This window comes from Streptomyces sp. NPDC001787, assembly GCF_040297465.1.
Lineage (GTDB): Bacteria > Actinomycetota > Actinomycetes > Streptomycetales > Streptomycetaceae > Streptomyces.
This window is the reverse complement of the sequence record NZ_JBEOZE010000030.1, coordinates 57,745-73,994: the sequence shown is the minus strand read 5'-3', so window position 1 is coordinate 73,994 and position 16,250 is coordinate 57,745. Positions and strand designations below refer to the sequence as shown.

14 protein-coding genes and 3 pseudogenes are annotated in these 16,250 nt (G+C 68.0%); 12 read left to right on the top strand and 5 right to left on the bottom strand.

The genetic code is table 11. The features are described from left to right. The first annotated feature begins 61 nt into the window (after window positions 1-61). Window positions 62-1,384, top strand: a complete 1,323-nt coding sequence (locus ABT170_RS31785) for an aminotransferase family protein (protein ID WP_351873131.1) — start codon at window positions 62-64, stop codon at window positions 1,382-1,384. On the opposite strand, the gene ABT170_RS31780 is transcribed toward ABT170_RS31785, so the two are convergent. Beyond that, window positions 1,320-2,165 carry a hypothetical protein gene (locus ABT170_RS31780; RefSeq protein WP_351873190.1) on the bottom strand — a complete coding sequence of 282 codons (846 nt, stop codon included), beginning with the start codon at window positions 2,163-2,165 and terminating at the stop codon, window positions 1,320-1,322. The genes ABT170_RS31785 and ABT170_RS31780 overlap by 65 nt on opposite strands. Window positions 2,166-2,380: 215 nt before the next feature. On the opposite strand from ABT170_RS31780, the gene ABT170_RS31775 reads away from it, so the two are divergent. The 3 genes from ABT170_RS31775 to ABT170_RS31765 all read left to right on the top strand — a co-directional run bounded on the left by ABT170_RS31775 (window position 2,381) and on the right by ABT170_RS31765 (window position 5,896). Next, complete coding sequence (locus ABT170_RS31775; protein WP_351873128.1) at window positions 2,381-3,619, top strand: acyl-CoA dehydrogenase family protein; 1,239 nt, start codon at window positions 2,381-2,383, stop codon at window positions 3,617-3,619. A 390-nt stretch (window positions 3,620-4,009) separates the two neighbouring features. Continuing rightward, entirely contained in the window at window positions 4,010-4,648 is a 639-nt protein-coding gene (locus ABT170_RS31770) for a peptidoglycan-binding domain-containing protein (protein WP_351873125.1), read from the top strand. Window positions 4,649-5,557: 909 nt separating this feature from the next. Further along, window positions 5,558-5,896, top strand: a complete 339-nt coding sequence (locus ABT170_RS31765) for a hypothetical protein (RefSeq protein WP_351873199.1) — start codon at window positions 5,558-5,560, stop codon at window positions 5,894-5,896. Window positions 5,897-5,941: 45 nt separating this feature from the next. Here the strand turns inward: ABT170_RS31765 and ABT170_RS31760 are convergent. Further along, window positions 5,942-6,010, bottom strand: a pseudogene (locus tag ABT170_RS31760) (HNH endonuclease); the annotation flags it as partial. 162 nt (window positions 6,011-6,172) lie between these two features. Here ABT170_RS31760 and ABT170_RS31755 point away from each other — a divergent pair. Further along, a complete protein-coding gene (locus ABT170_RS31755) occupies window positions 6,173-6,676 on the top strand; it encodes a GNAT family N-acetyltransferase (protein ID WP_351873122.1) in 504 nt (167 codons plus the stop codon). A 404-nt stretch (window positions 6,677-7,080) separates the two neighbouring features. Here ABT170_RS31755 and ABT170_RS31750 read toward each other — a convergent pair whose 3' ends face one another. Beyond that, window positions 7,081-7,644, bottom strand: coding sequence for a GNAT family N-acetyltransferase (locus tag ABT170_RS31750; RefSeq protein ID WP_351873120.1), 564 nt, complete (start codon window positions 7,642-7,644; stop codon window positions 7,081-7,083). Between the two features lie 249 nt (window positions 7,645-7,893). Between ABT170_RS31750 and ABT170_RS31745 the strand changes: the two genes are divergently transcribed. The 3 genes from ABT170_RS31745 (at window position 7,894) to ABT170_RS31735 (ending at window position 9,859) form a co-directional block, all read left to right on the top strand. After that, window positions 7,894-8,067, top strand: a complete 174-nt coding sequence (locus tag ABT170_RS31745) for a hypothetical protein (protein ID WP_351873117.1) — start codon at window positions 7,894-7,896, stop codon at window positions 8,065-8,067. Between the two features lie 588 nt (window positions 8,068-8,655). Next, complete coding sequence (locus tag ABT170_RS31740; RefSeq protein ID WP_351873114.1) at window positions 8,656-9,261, top strand: matrixin family metalloprotease; 606 nt, start codon at window positions 8,656-8,658, stop codon at window positions 9,259-9,261. Between the two features lie 28 nt (window positions 9,262-9,289). After that, window positions 9,290-9,859 carry a hypothetical protein gene (locus ABT170_RS31735; RefSeq protein ID WP_351873111.1) on the top strand — a complete coding sequence of 190 codons (570 nt, stop codon included), beginning with the start codon at window positions 9,290-9,292 and terminating at the stop codon, window positions 9,857-9,859. Between the two features lie 1,100 nt (window positions 9,860-10,959). Here the strand turns inward: ABT170_RS31735 and ABT170_RS31730 are convergent. Further along, entirely contained in the window at window positions 10,960-11,187 is a 228-nt protein-coding gene (locus ABT170_RS31730; RefSeq protein WP_351873108.1) for an ATP-grasp domain-containing protein, read from the bottom strand. A gap of 822 nt (window positions 11,188-12,009) precedes the next feature. Here ABT170_RS31730 and ABT170_RS31725 point away from each other — a divergent pair. The 4 genes and pseudogenes from ABT170_RS31725 to ABT170_RS31710 form a co-directional block, all read left to right on the top strand. Then, window positions 12,010-12,315: pseudogene (locus ABT170_RS31725) on the top strand (transglycosylase family protein); the annotation flags it as partial. 185 nt (window positions 12,316-12,500) lie between these two features. Beyond that, window positions 12,501-13,259, top strand: a complete 759-nt coding sequence (locus ABT170_RS31720) for a transposase family protein (RefSeq protein ID WP_351873105.1) — start codon at window positions 12,501-12,503, stop codon at window positions 13,257-13,259. A 16-nt stretch (window positions 13,260-13,275) separates the two neighbouring features. Further along, a pseudogene (locus ABT170_RS31715) lies at window positions 13,276-13,617 on the top strand (transposase); the annotation flags it as partial. 476 nt (window positions 13,618-14,093) lie between these two features. Then, window positions 14,094-14,858, top strand: coding sequence for a hypothetical protein (locus ABT170_RS31710; RefSeq protein ID WP_329941221.1), 765 nt, complete (start codon window positions 14,094-14,096; stop codon window positions 14,856-14,858). Window positions 14,859-15,233: 375 nt separating this feature from the next. Here the strand turns inward: ABT170_RS31710 and ABT170_RS31705 are convergent, their stop codons facing one another. Next, window positions 15,234-15,650, bottom strand: coding sequence for a hypothetical protein (locus ABT170_RS31705; RefSeq protein WP_351873102.1), 417 nt, complete (start codon window positions 15,648-15,650; stop codon window positions 15,234-15,236). Between the last annotated feature and the right edge of the window lie 600 nt (window positions 15,651-16,250).

Here is a 16,250-nt window from a genome sequence, read left to right as displayed (position 1 = left end):
ATCTGTGACCCTGACAGGTGTACGGGTGTGCCGAGCCTCTTGCACCTGGATGATCGACGGCATGTCCCTAACCAACGTGGGAAACGACCGGTACGCCGCCGGAACGGATCCGGACCGGGCCCGGGAACGCGACCGCCGCTATCTGTGGCACCCGTGGTCCTCGGTGCGTCACCCCGCCGACGACCGGCCGGTCATGGTCGCGGGAAAGGGCTGCCGGGTCCGTGATGTGACGGGCGCCGAGTATCTGGACGCGGTGGCGTCCGCCATGAACTCCAGTTGCGGCTATGGGCATCCCGCCCTGCTGGAGGCCGCCCGACGGCAGCTGGAACTGCTGCCGCACTTCGATCTGACCGCGGGGAGCCATCTGCCTGCGGGGCTGGCCGCGGAGCGGATCGCCGGCCTGCTGCCCGCGGGGCTGGAGCGGACGTTCTTCGTCAACAGCGGGTCGGAGGCGACCGAGGCTGCGGTCCGGATCGCGCACGACTACTGGACCAACCGGGGCGCGCCCCGGGACCGGCTAGTCACCTTCGCGGCCGGCTACCACGGCGCCACGCTGGTCGCCCAGCATCTGTCCGGCCTGCCGACCAACGCGATCCACGGCACGGCGCCGTTCCCCGTGACCAGGGTGGAACTGCCGCTGGAGCCGGCCGCATTGCGCACGCCCGAGGCGCTGCCGCTGCTGGCCGCCGAGTTCGAGAGGGCGATGCTCGACGGCTCGCCGCCGGCCGCCGTGTTCATCGAGCCCCTGCTCAACGTGGGCGGCGGTGTGGTACTGCCCGGCGGGTTCCTGCGGTCGCTGAGCGAGCTGTGCGACCGCACCGGTGCCCTGCTGATCGTCGACGAGGTGTTCTGCGGATTCGGCCGCACGGGCCGCATGTTCGGCTTCCAGCACGACGATGTCACCCCCGACCTCGTCACCATGAGCAAGGGCATCAGCGGCGGGTATGTGCCGTTCGCGGCGCTCACCACCACCGACGAGGTCTACCGCTCCTTCGCCGCCGACCCGCTGCTCGGCGGACTGCGGTACGGGCACACCACGGGCGGCCACGCGGTGGCCTGCGCGGTCGCCCTGGCCGTCCTCGACGTCATCGAGGAGAGCGGACTGGTCGAAACGGTCGCGCGGCTGGGGGCCGAGCTCCTCACGGGGCTGGAGCCGTTGGCCGAGCATCCGGAGGTGGCCGACGTCCGGGGGCTGGGTCTGGTCGCCACCATCGAGTGCCGAAGGCCGGAGTCCGCTGCCGCTCTGGTCGCCGAGGCCAGACGGCTGGGTGTGCTGGTGCGACAGCAGGGGCGCGCGGTGATGGCCATCCCGCCGCTGGTCATCGACGCCGCCGAGGTTGCCGAACTGGTACGGACGATGGAGCAGGCCGTTGCCCGGCTGTGACCCGCCGCGGCGGCGACAGCAACCGCAGATGACGCTCGCACACCAGCCCGGCGCGCAGGACCAGCGCCACGATGGCCTCCCGCTTCCAGTACGAGCGCCTGCCCTCGGCCAGCCCCGCCCATTCGGTGACCCGCAGCTTCTCGTTGGCGAGGTAGGCGATGTGGTGGTTGACGGCGGCGCGGGTCATCGCGGCGTGCCGGTGACCAGCGCTCAGCCGCGCGATGACCTCGCCGACCGTCGGTACGGCCCCCGGAGGCCCGCCCCGTAGCTGTGGTTCGCACAGCGCCACCAGAACCCGGAAATAGAGGGCCTGCTCATCCAGCCGCGGCCAATTCGTCGCACGATCAGACAATGTCTTATGGTCCGCGACTGCGGCGAGATAAGGAGGCTCCGGTCCGAATACGCTCACCAGGCCCGTACCGCGCGGTACCGCGAGCACCAGCCTCGCCAATTCGAAAGGAATGGGAGTGTCCCGGCGGCGGGGCGGAACCTTCACGAATTCTCCGCCGCCGCCCTCCATGTTCTCGACGAACAAGCTGTCTTTCGCGTGCAGATTCGTCAGACACCAGTGCCCCCGCCGGGCGGTGACGATCGCGGCTCCTTCCGTGCCCGATTCACCGGCACCGACCGGGGCGAATACCAGGATGTCCCGGTCCGCGTCATACCGGATGACGGCCGATCCGTCCTCACCAATCTCACAGCGGTTCGGGCGCTCACCGGCGCTGTTCTGCACCGCGGGGCCCGCAGGGCCCTCTCCCCACCAACCGAAAAACTGCAGCATCAATGACCACACAGTCGAAATCCTTGTCGATTTCGTCGACCGAGCACCCGATCAGCATTTGCGCACTTCGGGGGGATCTCACGTTATACACGAGCACCTGGACGATGCAATGCCGTCGTGAACAACCGGCCGCCATCGATACTGTTTTTTCGATTCACTTTCTCTCGGCTATGACTTGAATGCGTCGGTGCTCCGATAAACCTCAGGGGTGTGAAATGGCGAATTTCTTGTCGCTCAACTCGGAACTGCGACCCGCGACCACCAGCGGCGAACAGGCCGTTGCGGCGGTCACGAAACTGCACGGATTTCTGGTGAAGGAGGCCGAGGTCTCCGACCGGGAGGGCCGGTTCGCGCGGCAGAGCGTCCAGGCCCTCGTCGACGCGGGCGTGTTCGCCGCCGCGGCCCCCACCGACCTGGGTGGTTTCGGTGTGGAGCGGCTGCACGATCTGACGGTCCTGACCGCCTCCATCGCCCGGGCCGACCCCTCGGTCGCCGTCGCCTACTACATGCACACCGCGCTGGCCTGGTACTTCGCGCGGGTTGTCCGGTTCGAGGCGGATGGCGAGCCCGGCTATCTGCCACGCCGGGAGTGGCTGGAAGCCATTGGCGCGCGCCGCATGCTGCTCTGCTCGGCGGTCGCCGAACGGGGAGCCGACTACTGGAACCTGGCCACCACCGCGAAGCCCTCCTACAACGGCTGGGTAGTCAACGGGCGCAAGATTCTCGCCTCGATCTCGCCGGCCGCGACCCACTTCTACTGCCGACTCAAGGCCGAGCTCGGCCAGCTCCCCCAGCTGGCGAGCGCGATGATCCCCGCCGACACCCCAGGCGTGCGTGTGGAGGACGACTGGCAGGGCCTGGGGTTGCGCGGCTCGGGCAGCGGCACCGTCGAGTTCAGCGACTGTGTCATCCCGGAGGATTCGCTGCTGGTCCGTGGCGTGTGGGGGAAACGGGACGCAAGCATGCTGGAGGGCAGGGCGGTCAGCGGGATGGGCCTCAACGGGGTCTATCTGGGTCTGGCGGAAGCCGCCCGCGACGAAGCCCTCGCGGCGCTGAGCCGGCCGTCGGGCCGCCGTCGCACGGCCTCCGCCGCCATCAAGACCTCGGTGGCCGAGATGGAGACGGCCCTCACTGCGGCGCGCGGCACCCTCGCCACCGCCCTCCAGGACTTCGACTCCTATCTGCTGACGAACAAGCCGCAGGTGATCACCGACGATATGAGCCGGGCCATGATGAAGGAGTGCCAGACCGTCAGCACGGTGGTGGAGCGCGCCGCCACCACCGTGGTCGACCACGCCATGCGGGTGACGGGCGGGGCCAGCTACACGGCGCACCATCCTCTCGCCCGTGCCTTCCGCGATGTTCGCGCGGCCGCCTTCATGCCGCCGTACTCGCCTCCCGAGGAGTTGGTGGACTTCCTCGCGGAGGTGACGCTGGGCACCTGTGCGGAGTGACGGGCGTCGCAGCCTCGGTGTTCTCTCCGCATCGTCGATGTACCCGGGGTACCTGAGTTTTCCGAGTTTCCGCGGCACAAGCCGCCGCGGACACCCCTAGACGACCGCCGTCCAGTGATGTCACGACATCGGGTCAAGACCAAGGGGTGAGGCAGCGGGGTCACCGCCTCGCTGCGGCGTCGCGGCCCGGCCCTGGGGCCGGGCCGCGTGGACGGATCGCGGCACCGTAACGTCAAGGGACGCCGGCGAGCGTGGCCCGAATGCGGCGGGGCCCGTGCCACTGTGGTCCGCGTCCAGACAGCCACCAGCCCCAGCGGGTTGTCTCGGAAGGGCACCACATGCGATCGAACAAGGTGAGGGCGCTCGCGAGCGCCACGGCTCTGCTCGGGATTGCCGCGGGGACTCTCGCAGCCTCGGGAACCGCTGTCGCGGCAACGCCGGAGAGGCACCAGGACGCGGTCCCCGGGCCGGCCGTCGATCACCGAGGTCGTCAACCTCGGGCTGAGCACCTCGCAGGCGAAGCAAGTCCAAGTTCTGTCTCCGCTACTACGCCGGGGTCTGCACGGGCGCGATCGACGGCCTTCCCGGGACCGAGAACTGGAAGGCCATGCAGCGGGTTCTGCGCTCCTACGGCTGCACGGGGCCGTCGACGGCATCGTCGGAACCGGAACGATCAAGGCTCTCCAGCAGTACCTGAAGAGCGACGGGTTCTACTCCGGGGCCATCGACGGCATCGCCGGATCGGGGACCCGGGCAGCGTTCGCGGCCTGGGCCAACCAGCTCTGCCCATGGACTGACGTCAGGGGCGACAGGGGCCCTGACAGAGTCAGGACAGCCGGGCCGCTCCCGTCGCAGTGCGGCAGGACCGGCACCGCACCATTTCACCCGCAACAACGGGGCGACGCAGGCGGGCGCCGGATCGTGGGCGGGGGTTTCTGCGGTGGTGAGAGCGCGGAGCGACGGTTTGGCGGTCCCGGGTCCTGCTGGTTCGTGTCCCTGGCGGGCGCGGAGCGGAAGCCCGGCCTCTGATTCGTCCGCATCAGGGGAGCAGCCGCGCGGTGCGGGGCCCGGCCGATCCGGCTTCGCCGAACGCGGCGATGAGGGTGACCCGTACGCGCCGCGCCCGTCCGTGTATGCCCTCCTCGGTGAGGGCGCGCAGCCACCGTCTCTCCGCCCTGGGACAGTTCCTCGGATTCGGCGCCCGGATAGTGGGCCCAGATTCCGAAGTCCTCGCGGAAGTTGTGGTGCACCTTCGCGGTGAGCCCCCCCCCGCCGTAGATCACGGTCCAGCTCAGCGCGGGCAGTTGGTACTGGACCGTCTCACGCAGGATGTCCTGCAGCGCCAGGGCTGCCCGGTACTGAAGACGGTGCAGCGTCTCCGGCTCCGCTGTCGTGTCGGTCAAGATCTGCCCCTCTTGGGGTGGCCACTTGCCGAGCCCGTCGAGTTCACACCCCGCCCCCCCCTGCGGCTGCGGGGGAGGTTCGGCGTCTGGGCCTCGGACCTCGGGACGACGCCCGGCCTTTGCCCACTCATCTTCGACGATCTCGTGGTACTCGCACCGTAACCCGCACCTGTATGCAGGTCGGCCCCGTTTCCGTCGATGCGAACAGCATGGCCATTGATAGCGGAATAGGAACATGAAAATTCAGGTCCCCTGCACGTAGCCACTGCGTGAAGTGGTGTGGCTGTGTCGCCCACACACAAGCCGCCCCCGAGGATAGAGCATGGGGGCGGGGTTTGCGTGGCATGGGGCACCCACAAACGAGGAGAGGTCTCTTCCTGATTCGTACAGGGATACAGGAACTATGGTGGGAGCATGGTGAATGCACAGGGCGTCTCGCGGCACACGCCCAATTGCCTGTTGCGATCACCCACGCATACGCGCAGACTCGGTTCATACGGTCAATCGCGCCTCAGTACCTGAAGGAGTGTCTGCCGTGGGTGAAGGTGTGCAACCAAACGACGCAGCTCAGGACTTGCTCCAACCGATCGCTGCGGGTGATGGGCTAAAGGTAGAGCTTTACACCTACAGTCTTACTGCCCATGGGATCTTCGTGCAGAGGCTCAGCGCTCCTAATGTCACTCCGGACAGCCGGGTGTTTGCGGCAATCACAGAAATCGACAAGGTAGCGAGTAGGCCATTCGTCGGGGGCGCCATTATGACGATTCATAACGTCGCGCCCAGCACTGACACTGTAACCATCCGTGCCGAAGTCGGGTCGGAAACCGACCTGCCTGTATTCATCTACATCCTTCGGGGTGAGAATTCTCCCTGAGTCAGGGGATTCGAACTCCCGAAACTCCGTCCGCGTCCTCAGCCCGTGGCACTCCCGGCACAACACCTGAACGTTCCCGACCACGTCCTCACCACCGAGCGCCAATGGCCGCACATGGTCTATGAAGCCGTAGCCATACCGAGCATGGAGTCTGTCGATCGAATGGGAGTCTCGATCGGGTGATCGCGGGCCTGCCCGGCAGGAGAAGCAGGGCCTGGCGGTATCAGGGGAAAATCCAGGGGAGCGGACGGCCGTGCGCTGCTACGGTCGGGCGCCATGAGCTGGCTTCCCGATGACTTTGTCCACCCCGTCCTGGTACCGCTGCCGGGCGGTGGCCATCATCTGCGACCGATCCGGGAGGCGGACACCCCGCTCGACTATCCGGCTGTGATGGGTTCGCGCGAGCGGCTGTGGACCATCTTCGGCCCGGCCTGGGGCTGGCCCGCGGCCACCATGACCTATGAGGCCGACCAGGCCGACCTGTTGCGGCACGAGAAGGAGATCGCCGCACACGAGTCCTTCAACTACGCGCTGTTCGACGCGGCGGAGACTGCTCTGCTCGGCTGTGTCTACATCGACCCACCGGAGAGGGCCGGCGCGGACGGCGAGGTCTCCTGGTGGGTGGTGGACGAGCTGGTGGGCAGCGAGGTCGAGCAGTCCCTCGACGCGCTGGTGCCCCAGTGGATCGCCGCCGACTGGCCGTTCGAGCAGCCGCGCTTCCTCGGCCGCGAGATCTCCTGGTCGGACTGGCTCGCCCTGCCGGAGCATCCCGACACGTAAGTGGTTGTCGCCCGTATCGATCTCGAAGGCTGTCGATCGAACGGGCTCCTGTTCCCATGGCATGGCGGCCTGGAGGCGGGCGGCTTTCACGATGAGGACTGGACGGCCGGTATCGCCCGGCATTGTCCCGTCACCTGGTCGAGCGCCTGCAGCGCGAGGGAGCGCAGCTCCGCCGAGAGCGCTGCGGTGTAGCCGGGGCCGGCCTGCCTGGCGGTCCGCCGACGGGTACGAGGAGACGGCACAATGCGCCCCTCGTCGTTCGGAACCCGGCGCTCCGTCGAGGCCTGCGCTGGTTCGAGCGCGTCAGCGAGATGGAGCCCTGGCCGGGGCGAACTCCCCGAGGCCCGCACCACCGTGGTCGGACCATGTGGCTGACGACGCTGGCGGGCAGCGACTCCCCGGCATCAGGCCGGGGTGGCGGCCCTCCGTATATGCAGGTGGCCGTCCCTGGGGAAAGGCGGATGAGCCGGAAGGACCTGGTGAAATTCGTATCTGGCCTTCTCCGCGACCCGGCACGACGCGAGGTTGTCCACCTGATGGAGCAGGTCGAGACGCTCCAGGCCTTCGACCGTGAAGATGTCGAAGGCCCAGCTGGTGAGAGCTTCGAGGGCACGAGGGGCCACCCCTCGGCCTCGGGCGTGGGCTGCTGTCCAGTAGCCGACCTCTGCGGATTCCTGGCTGGGACCGGTCCGCTTCATGACCACGTTCCCAGCCAGCCGGCCCTCGCCGGTGCTGGAGTGATCTTCATACACGGCGAAGCTCAGCCGTTCTCCGGTCTCCCAGCCGCGTCGCTGAAGCTCCAGCCACTGCGCTGCGTCCTCGGTGCTCTCTACCGGAAGCCTCGTCCAATGACGCAACGTGGGATCACGATATGCTTCGACCAGCGGCTCGGCGTCGCGATCATTCCACGGGCGCAGGAAGAGCGCAGACGCAGACGGCGTCGCGTCCACCTGCAAGGTGACGTTCATCAAAGTCCTCCCCGAACGGTTCACCTGATCATCTCTCATCCAGTGAGCTGTGATCCGTGTGCTCCCGCGGTCAGCAGGACGCAGAACGTAACAAGAGAGAAGCCGAATCGCAGACGATGTCGGCGTGCAAGTGGACGTGCTGCACCACCTCGTCACGGGTGAGGGTGCACCAAAGTTGGTGTGGTGAGAGATGGGGGTTCGGGAAGTCCGCTGTCGTCTTGTTGAACGGCCTCGGTGATGCTCAAAACGATGACCACTTCGATGCCGCGCCATGGCGAGCAGATCACCAGCTTCGAGACGATCCTGTCCGAGCTGACCGACGACGGGAACTCGCTCGGGCAGACCGCCGGCCGCGACGCGATGCGCGACAACCACCTTCGAGGAGAGGTTCGACGTACGCATTGCACGTCCAGTGGTTGCTGACGGCGCGGAGCGAGACTCGCACACCGAGCCTGCTCAGGCATGTCGACTGGCTGGCCCACCACTCAAGCGTCGCGGCGCCCTCGTAGCTGTCCATAGTCCAAGTGCCGCGGGTGGTAGGCGGCCGAGCGTTACCGACACAGTGCCCCGGGATCGCAAGACCGTGTTACGAGCTCTTGGGGCGAGGACACGGACGGGAACGTTCAACCGCTCTGCCGTCCGTGTTCACCGGCTCAAGACGCGTGCGGACCTCGGAGCCGTTCGTGCCCTGCTCCGGTGGCGCCGGAGCAGTACCGCATCATCTCGGGCCGCCTGGAGGCCGAGCAGATCACCGCCTCAAGGCGGACCGCCCTCGCCCGGGGCGCGGGGCCTCCTGGCCGCGCTCGCCGTGGCGGCCGTGTGGGCGGGCATCCTAAGCCTGGCGGTCACCGGCCGGATGAACGTCGTCACCACGGTGACGCGTCACCGGCTCGCCGACGGGCGAGTCCGGGGCCGACCGCGGAGACGACCGGCGGGAGGAGAAAGGCAGGGCCTCCATGGGGTGCTGGGACCGGGAGTTGCGACACCGTTTGGCGCCACTACTCTGGCCGGATGCCTCACGAAATCACTCCCCGGCGGTTATGGCTGGGCTTACGCCTGTGGCCGATCGCGCTTCTCGTGGCGACATCCACCAGTATTGCCTCGACGTCACCTCATATCAGATTCACAGCAGTTCCAGCGAAATGTGTGAACGGAAAGAAGGACTCGACGGCGTTGTCGTCCGTCGACGACCGGGAGATCAGATGGACCGAGGCAACGAAGTATGACGAGGCGCGCTCGTGGGCACAGTCCCGCTGGTACACCTCGAACAACGGTCTGAATAAGGTCAAGGTCGCACCGGACGAAGCACTGACCAGCAACGACCTGCACTGGAAAGACAAGAAGACGGCCGACGGCGCACTCGCGACATGGGAACGCCACGGCAATATCGGTGCGACAGATTACATTTACCTCAACAAGCATTACCTGGACGGCCGTGGAGACTGGGCCTCCGACTACTGGAGAAGAGCGGCAGCCGCACACGAGTTCGGTCACGCGCTCGGCTTCTGCCACAAAGGCCAGGACAAGAAATCGCTCATGACTCCGAACATGAGTGAGGTGGCGAGTAATCAGCCAACGGATTATGACCGCGACGCCTACCACAGACTCTGGGGATGAGATGCGAATCAGCCGGGGAATCGCCGTGATGGCATCGGCCGCCGCCGTCATGACCGCGGCCGGCTACGGCGTCCACCTCAGTCTGGCAGACGCCCAATCCCCTCCCCGAGCAGTCCAGTCGGAGTCGCTGCGGGTCCCCGACCTGTCCAGGGACGAGTACGTGGCACATGCCGCACAGCACCTCGTCCATGGCACAGTCATCAGCAAGACCGGCCAGCAGCGCACCGATGACAACGGCGATATGGAACAGCAGTGGCTGGTCGAGGTCGCACGGTCCTTCAAAGGTGGCGTCACCGGAAGGATCACCGTGAACACGAACGCCTTCTTGGAATCCGGCGAGGAAATCCCGGACCCGGGAGCTCCGGCCGTCGAGGTCGGCGGTCAATACGTCTTCGCGGGCCTCTGGAACGAGGAGGACGACCGGCTGGAGGTCTACGGCGGGGCTGCGGGCATCCACGCCTCGCGAGGACTGGGCAATCCCGACCCCGAGCGACGCCTTCGAGGGCCACAGGCGGGTGACACCGTCGAACGGCGATGGGCCCACGCAGTGGCCCACGCCGGCCCGGCCCCGCAGAACACATCCGATTCCGACAACTGACCGCGCCGCGTAGTCCGAGCCCGCACCGCCACGTGCCCGCACCCCTCAGAACGATGTCCTTGTTGCCCGGGGGACAACTGGTCACCTGTCCGGTGGAGGGCCGGCCGCCGTGATCGCGAGTTCACGACGGCCGGGGCACCGCCGCTCACGCCGACCGGGGTCGTAACAGTGCGTCCACCGCAGCCGTGCCGCGATGGCCCGTTTCGACGCTCTGCGGAATAGCCGAGGCAGACCGCAGAGCTGCGAGGGCCCCGGAAAGCAGTCGTATCCGCAGCGTAGCGAGGCGATCACCGGCATGGCCAACGCCGACCGCCACAGACCGGTGCACACGACTCACGGTGCCCTCGCCGACTGCTCGGGGTGTTTGACGCGGTTCGGGGGACCGTCGGCCGCCCCGCGCGGCGGACAGGCACCTGATGAGGGTGTGGGGCCTCGATGCACTGGCCACCACCCGCGCCACCCACGGACCCCAGGCCGTCCTCGACCTCCTCGGCCAGACCCCGGCACCCACACCCGCCCAGCTCCGCACCTCCCGGACGATCCCGGGCGGCACCGCAGGCACCCGCCTCCACCCATGGAGCGACCGAAGCGGACGGGTTCCCGGATTCCTGGAGGGGTTGAGCAGGAACCCGCTGGCCCCCGAGACGGGTGAGGGGTGTCTGCGATGGGTTCAGCTCGTCGTTCAACCGTTGAGGCGGACTTGGGCTGCCTCAACGGTAGAACGGCTTCCCGATGAGGAAGTCAGGCCGCCGTGGTGACGGTCGGTGCGGCTTGGTGGCACGCTCCGTCGCGGATCGTTGCCCAGAGAACGTTGGCCCGACGTCGGGGGAGAGACAGCACTGCCTGCTTGTGTCCCTTCCCCTCGGCTCGCTCACGTTCGTAGTACGCGCGTGACGCTGGGCACGATCTCAGGCTGGCCATGGACGATAGGTAGAAGGCCGCCGTGTGAGCGGCGACGCTGCCGCTCACGCGGCCGGAGTCGCGTGGCACAGGGCTCAGTACCCCACGGGACGCTGCCGCCTGCTGCAGAGTGCCGCGCCCTCCGGCGCGCGGTCTCATTCCTTGGCGAGCGGCCTGGGAACACGGAGAAACCGGTGATCTCAGGGTATGACGGCTTTGGCCGGCCCGGCGGCCTGGAGGACGACATTCAGGGCACGCTGCGGGTCGGCGGTATACATGCCGCTCGCCCAGGCGGCCTTGGCTTCGATCACCAACCAGGCCCCGTCCGCCGTTCCCGCATCCACGACGATGGCGGAGGACAACGTGTTGCCGAACTCGGCGAGCAACTCCGCGCCCGGTTGGCCGCTGCGTCCTTGATCAGCGGCCAAGGACACCCCCGAGCCCGGCCGCGTCGCCCACCTGCTGGAAACACCTCAGCCGCCTGAACCTCCCGGACACCCCGCACGGCACCTCGTGAAGCCAGCGGCGCCGACTGAACGCCTGACCTTCGCCGGGCTTGCCCCCGCCACCCTCCGGTGGTGGGGGGATCTTCCGTCTTGGGCGGACAGGCCGAGGGGCGGGGGTGAAGCATGCAAGGGACCGTGAGATCTCCGAGAGGCTGTCCGCATGGCGACGACGGTTGCCCGACGATCTGCTCCTGACCGGCTGAGTGTGCTGCCGGGCGGCTGGTCGTGGATCAAGGACGCCCGGTACCTGGACGATCAGGTCCTCAGCAGCATCGCCGGCGCCGCGATGACCGCCGACGACGGCACGTACGTGCTGGGCGTCTTTCCCCGATGCACGTTGTCGCAGTTCAGATGGAGTTCTGAGCCTGTCTCCCGGGCGGTGGGTGAACGGCGTCACGTACGCCGTGCCGAAGGCAGAACGTCCCGGTCGTTCCCTGTGCGCGCCCCTCTCCGAACGGCGCCCGAGCTCACGGGCCCGGGACCTTCGACCCAGGGCCGAAGTCCTGTCGGGCAGGCCGGGAGCCGATGACTGAGGTCCTTCGCGTCGTGCTGGAAGCCTCTCGGAACGAGCGGTCGCGGCCGCCAGAGTGGAGGGGTCGCCCAGCGCACCGGCAACACCCGGCGCCGACGGCGCGACAGTCCCTGCCGCCTCCGAACGGAGCACCTGAATTGTTCAGCACCACCAGCACGCCGGCTCATCACTCCGCGCGCCCGGCCACCCGTCGTTCCTCCCTGTTCCGCCGGATCGCCGTGAGCGCGGCCGTCGCCGCCGCCGGCGCGACGGTCGCGCTCACGGGCGCCGGCAGTGCCTCTGCGGCCACCACCGGAAACGGTCAGTGGGACGCCCTGGCGAACTGTGAAGCGTCGGGAAACTGGTCCGCCAACACGGGCAACGGCTTCTCCGGCGGCCTTCAGTTCACCCCTTCCACGTGGCAGGCCTTCGGCGGTAACCAGTACGCCGCGTCCGCCCACCAGGCCACCGCGCAGCAGCAGATCGCCGTCGCCGAGAAGGTCCTTGCCGCACAGGGCCCGGGGGCCTGGCCGGTGTGCAGCGTCAAGGCCGGAATGTAAGTGCATCATGGCCTCACCGACAGACCGGTGAGGCCTATGCCATGATCGTGAGCTGATTCCAACCTGTCGGCTGTGTCCGTCAGTTGGGCGGCTCTGCAGCGCGATGAAGCTCCTGGCAGGAGGTGTCACGGCCAAGATGCACCGTGCCCCACCAGGAGTTTCGCGTGCTTGTCGACCTGTCGTCGATTGATATGTCCAGCCGTACCTCGCAGTGCCTGAGCGCTGGGCTGCATGCCCGGCGGCGGGAGACCGGGGCGCGCCGGCGGCGTCTGCCCGCAGGCCGGCAGGCCCTGCCCGCCTCGGTTCACCTGCGGTGCGGCGACGCCTGTGCCCAGCCCGGCGGCGGGTTCCGCAACGGCATCGCGACGGTCCGTCGCCGCATACGCGTGGCAGTCGACGTCCCGGCCGCCCTCGCCCCGGCCCCGACCGGGGCGCTGAAGAACATCCGGACCACGGCGTTCGTGATCCTGGACGGCACCCTCCCGCCGATCGACAGGATCTCCGCCGACACCCCGTACTGCTCAGGGAAACACAAGCGTCACGGCGTGAACGTCCAGGTCCTCACCGATCCGTTCGGCCGGCTGTTGTGGGCGTCCCCCTCCCCGCCCGGGTCCGTCCACGGCCTGACCGCCGCACGGACCCATGGGATCACCGACACGCTCGCCGCAGCCGAGCCGAGCCGAGCCGAAGCGCTGGGCGGGACCGGGGTAGCCGGCCACCCCGTCCGCGACCCGCTCCGAGACCGCCGGCCCAAGCGCCGGAAGCGCCGACACAACAGCAGTCACGCCAAGATCCGCTGCCGGGCCGAGCAGACCATCGCGGCCCTGAAGAGCCGATGGCTCCTTCGGAAGCCCCGCCGCAGCACCAACCGCAACACCACGAACGTCCAGGCCGTACTCGTCCTCCATCACACATCAGCGTGATGTGGGAAAAGACCTCAGTGTCTCCGACAACACCGGTGGTGTCCGCCTTGCCTCGAACATCGTGAAGGCCCACCCCGGCGTCACCAAGGCATGGGCGGACAACGGGTACCGTGTCAAGGTCATCGACCACGGCACCCACCTCGGCACCGACGTGGAAGTCCTCCGCCGCGACACCGCTGAGAAGCGGTTCAAGGACATCCCTCGGCGTTGGGTGGTCGAGCGGACCTTCGGATGGCTCCAGCGCCACCGCCGCCTGGCCCGCAACTACGAAACCCACCCGCATCATTCCGCAGCGATGATCGACATCATGAACCGTCGGTTCACCCATGGATCCGCACCGAACTGGCGCGACACCTGACGTCCGCCTCTGTCAGACCTCATAGGGCCAGACGGTGACATGGTCCTGTGCCACACGAATCTCGACCCACTGCCTCAGCAGCCCCCGCCACGGCACCACAACGGTGCCCACCGTCGAGTGCACCCGGACAGGCATGCGCCTCGACGGGACGGGCTGCACTGCCTCTACTTTGGCCAACACCCCGCCATCATCCTCGACTTACTTGCCAAACACCTTCGCCCGGACAAAACGCTGTTTGAGCGGGATGGATGAGTGAGGAAGGCTGATCACCGGATCCGCCGTGAAGCCACCGGGGTTGCCCTTCGGGGAACCGGGCAAGGTGATGATGTGGTGATCAAATCGTTGCCGCACCGCGCACAACCGCGTACAGCCCTCCCTTGTCCCACAGTCAGCCAAGAGGATCAACCTCAGGCCGGTGCGCTTACGCGCTCGGTCCGGGCTGCGGGCAGAGGAGGGGCTCGAAGGTGGGGAAGACGATGTGGAGAGCGGTGGTGGCCGGTGCGGCGGTCGTGTCCACGGGGATGGCGGCGGTGCCGGCCGGGGCGGCGGAGGGCGGGGTCTCCTTCAGTCGGGTCGCGGTGAACGGCGGGAAGCCGATCGTGATCGGGGTCAAGGAGGAGGTCGAGGTGCGTGTGGCCTTCCGGATGACGACCAAGCTCCGGTACGACCCCGGGCCGACGGTGTTTCCCTACCGGGGGAAGCTTGGCAGCGGGGACACGCTGCACAGCGCCATCATCGGCAGCGACTGCAAGGTCGTGGACAAGGCGAAAGGAATCTGCGACTTCGAGGAGTGGCTGTACATCGACCCGCGGAACCTCGACTTCGGCAACGAGGACGCTGGCACCTGGAAGACCGCCGCTCGGGTCTTTCTCGCCGGAGACGCCTATGACACGGACGACCAGGACCTTCCGTTGCAGGTCAAGCGGGCTACACGCGTCACGGTCAACGCCTCGCCGGAGCCGGTCGCGAAAGGGAAGACGATCACCGTGACCGGGCGGGTCACGCGGGCGAACTGGGACACCCACAAGTATCAGGGTTACGCGGGTCGCACGGTGAGCCTGCAGTTCAAGGCGGCGGGTGCCTCCTCGTACACGACGGTCAAGAAGGCGAAGTCGAGCAGTACAGGGGCGCTCAAGACCACGGTGAAGGCCACCGGGCCGGGGACGTGGCGGTGGACGTACTACGGGAACTCCACCTCTGGGGCGAAGTCATCGACCGGGGACCACGTCGCCGTGCGGTAGACGACGTGCGCAGAACCCCGAGCGCGCTGCTCGGCCAGGCTGGCCGGGCAGCGCGCTCAGCCGCATCAGGAGGCTCGTGTGAGTGCCCCTGTTTCCCACATGGGTGTCCTCGGCCCTCCGGGCTCGCCACGGCCGCGCCGCGTGTGAGGCGGGAGCCCGCTCCGTGCTTCCGGGGGGCCCTGGTGCAGCACACCAGTCCGGAGGACCATGGAGTCATGGGCACCCGTGTCCCGGACCAGGACGACGTCGCCGAACCAGCGAGGCCGCCACCCTCCGCCGAGCAGACCCGGTAGGTGACGGCCGGGCTGCGCGAGGCGATGGACGATGCCCGGCGCTCGGTGCCGGCGCGCGCCGCCGGCGTCTGGTCCCCCTCGGCTACGACGACTGGGCGTCGTTCTGCGGAGTGGAGTTCTCCGTCAGCCGGGCCCAGGCGTACCGGCTCCTGGACAACACCGCCGCCATGACAACGAGCCGCGGTGCTGGAGGACAACGCCTCCCACAGCACGCCCGTCCCCGGAGAAGGACGTGCTGCGCGAGGAAGCCCGCGACGCCCACCTGGAGCGCCTCGCCGGTGAGCAGCCGCGTGTCCTGCCTGGGCACGCGCCGCGCAGGTCCCAGGTCGTCCTGGTCGAGCCCGCGCTGAGCCAGCTGCCGAAGCTGACGGCGACCGAGACGCACCGCCTGGACCGTGCGATCGTCGCGATCAGCGTCAACCCCGAGCTGGGCGCCCCGGTGCCTGACACCCTGCTGCGCGACCACGTCGACGACATCGACGGGGTCCGCGTCGTCCACTACGTCACCAACGCGGTCTTACGGCCGGGAAGGTCACCGCGTGTGGTCACCGGGGGTGGACTTCTTCCAGGCTCCTCCCGCTTGAGCGGCAACGGTCTCAGTGTGGACGGCGTGGCAGCCGAGCATCCCAGCGACAACCGAGGGCGGGGCTTGAAGGACGAACTGTTGCAAGGTCGTCCGGCTGTGGAGAGTGGGGATGCTCGTGACGGCGAGCCGCCTGCCGAGGCTCGCCCGTTCCATCGGCTGCGCGGCTCCGAGCCCGGGGAAGACAGCCAGCCACTGACCGGAGCGGTGCCGTTCGGCCGGAGCTCACGAGGATCCCCGGCTCCCCGCGTATCTCGGGCGCGAGACGTTCGCCCTGCAGGAGTCGGTAGCTGCGCGTTCGTTCGGACGCTCCGTTCACGGTGTACCCCCCCGCTCCGTAGACCTGCTCAAGGAGTGCGAACATCTCCGGATGGTTCGCCTTGAGCCACACCCTCGCGTACGAGGTGGCGCTCAGCTCGCTGCCCTTCCTGCCCCCCCCAGGCACAGAAGTAGCGAGCGGCCGACAGGTTTGGCTACCAGTACTCGGTAATGCTGGGAGTGGTGTGGGCTGATGCT

Bases quoted from the DNA above. Each gene is read 5' to 3' on its own strand.
- ABT170_RS31775 (WP_351873128.1), top strand. From the start codon at position 2,381: ATGGCGAATTTCTTGTCGCTCAACTCGGAACTGCGACCCGCGACCACC.
- ABT170_RS31710 (WP_329941221.1), top strand. From the start codon at position 14,094: ATGTGGAGAGCGGTGGTGGCCGGTGCGGCGGTCGTGTCCACGGGGATG.
- ABT170_RS31755 (WP_351873122.1), top strand. From the start codon at position 6,173: ATGAGCTGGCTTCCCGATGACTTTGTCCACCCCGTCCTGGTACCGCTG.
- ABT170_RS31745 (WP_351873117.1), top strand. From the start codon at position 7,894: ATGACCACTTCGATGCCGCGCCATGGCGAGCAGATCACCAGCTTCGAG.
- ABT170_RS31735 (WP_351873111.1), top strand. From the start codon at position 9,290: ATGGCATCGGCCGCCGCCGTCATGACCGCGGCCGGCTACGGCGTCCAC.
- ABT170_RS31740 (WP_351873114.1), top strand. From the start codon at position 8,656: ATGCCTCACGAAATCACTCCCCGGCGGTTATGGCTGGGCTTACGCCTG.
- ABT170_RS31780 (WP_351873190.1), bottom strand. From the start codon at position 2,165: ATGCTGCAGTTTTTCGGTTGGTGGGGAGAGGGCCCTGCGGGCCCCGCG.
- ABT170_RS31750 (WP_351873120.1), bottom strand. From the start codon at position 7,644: ATGAACGTCACCTTGCAGGTGGACGCGACGCCGTCTGCGTCTGCGCTC.
- ABT170_RS31785 (WP_351873131.1), top strand. From the start codon at position 62: ATGTCCCTAACCAACGTGGGAAACGACCGGTACGCCGCCGGAACGGAT.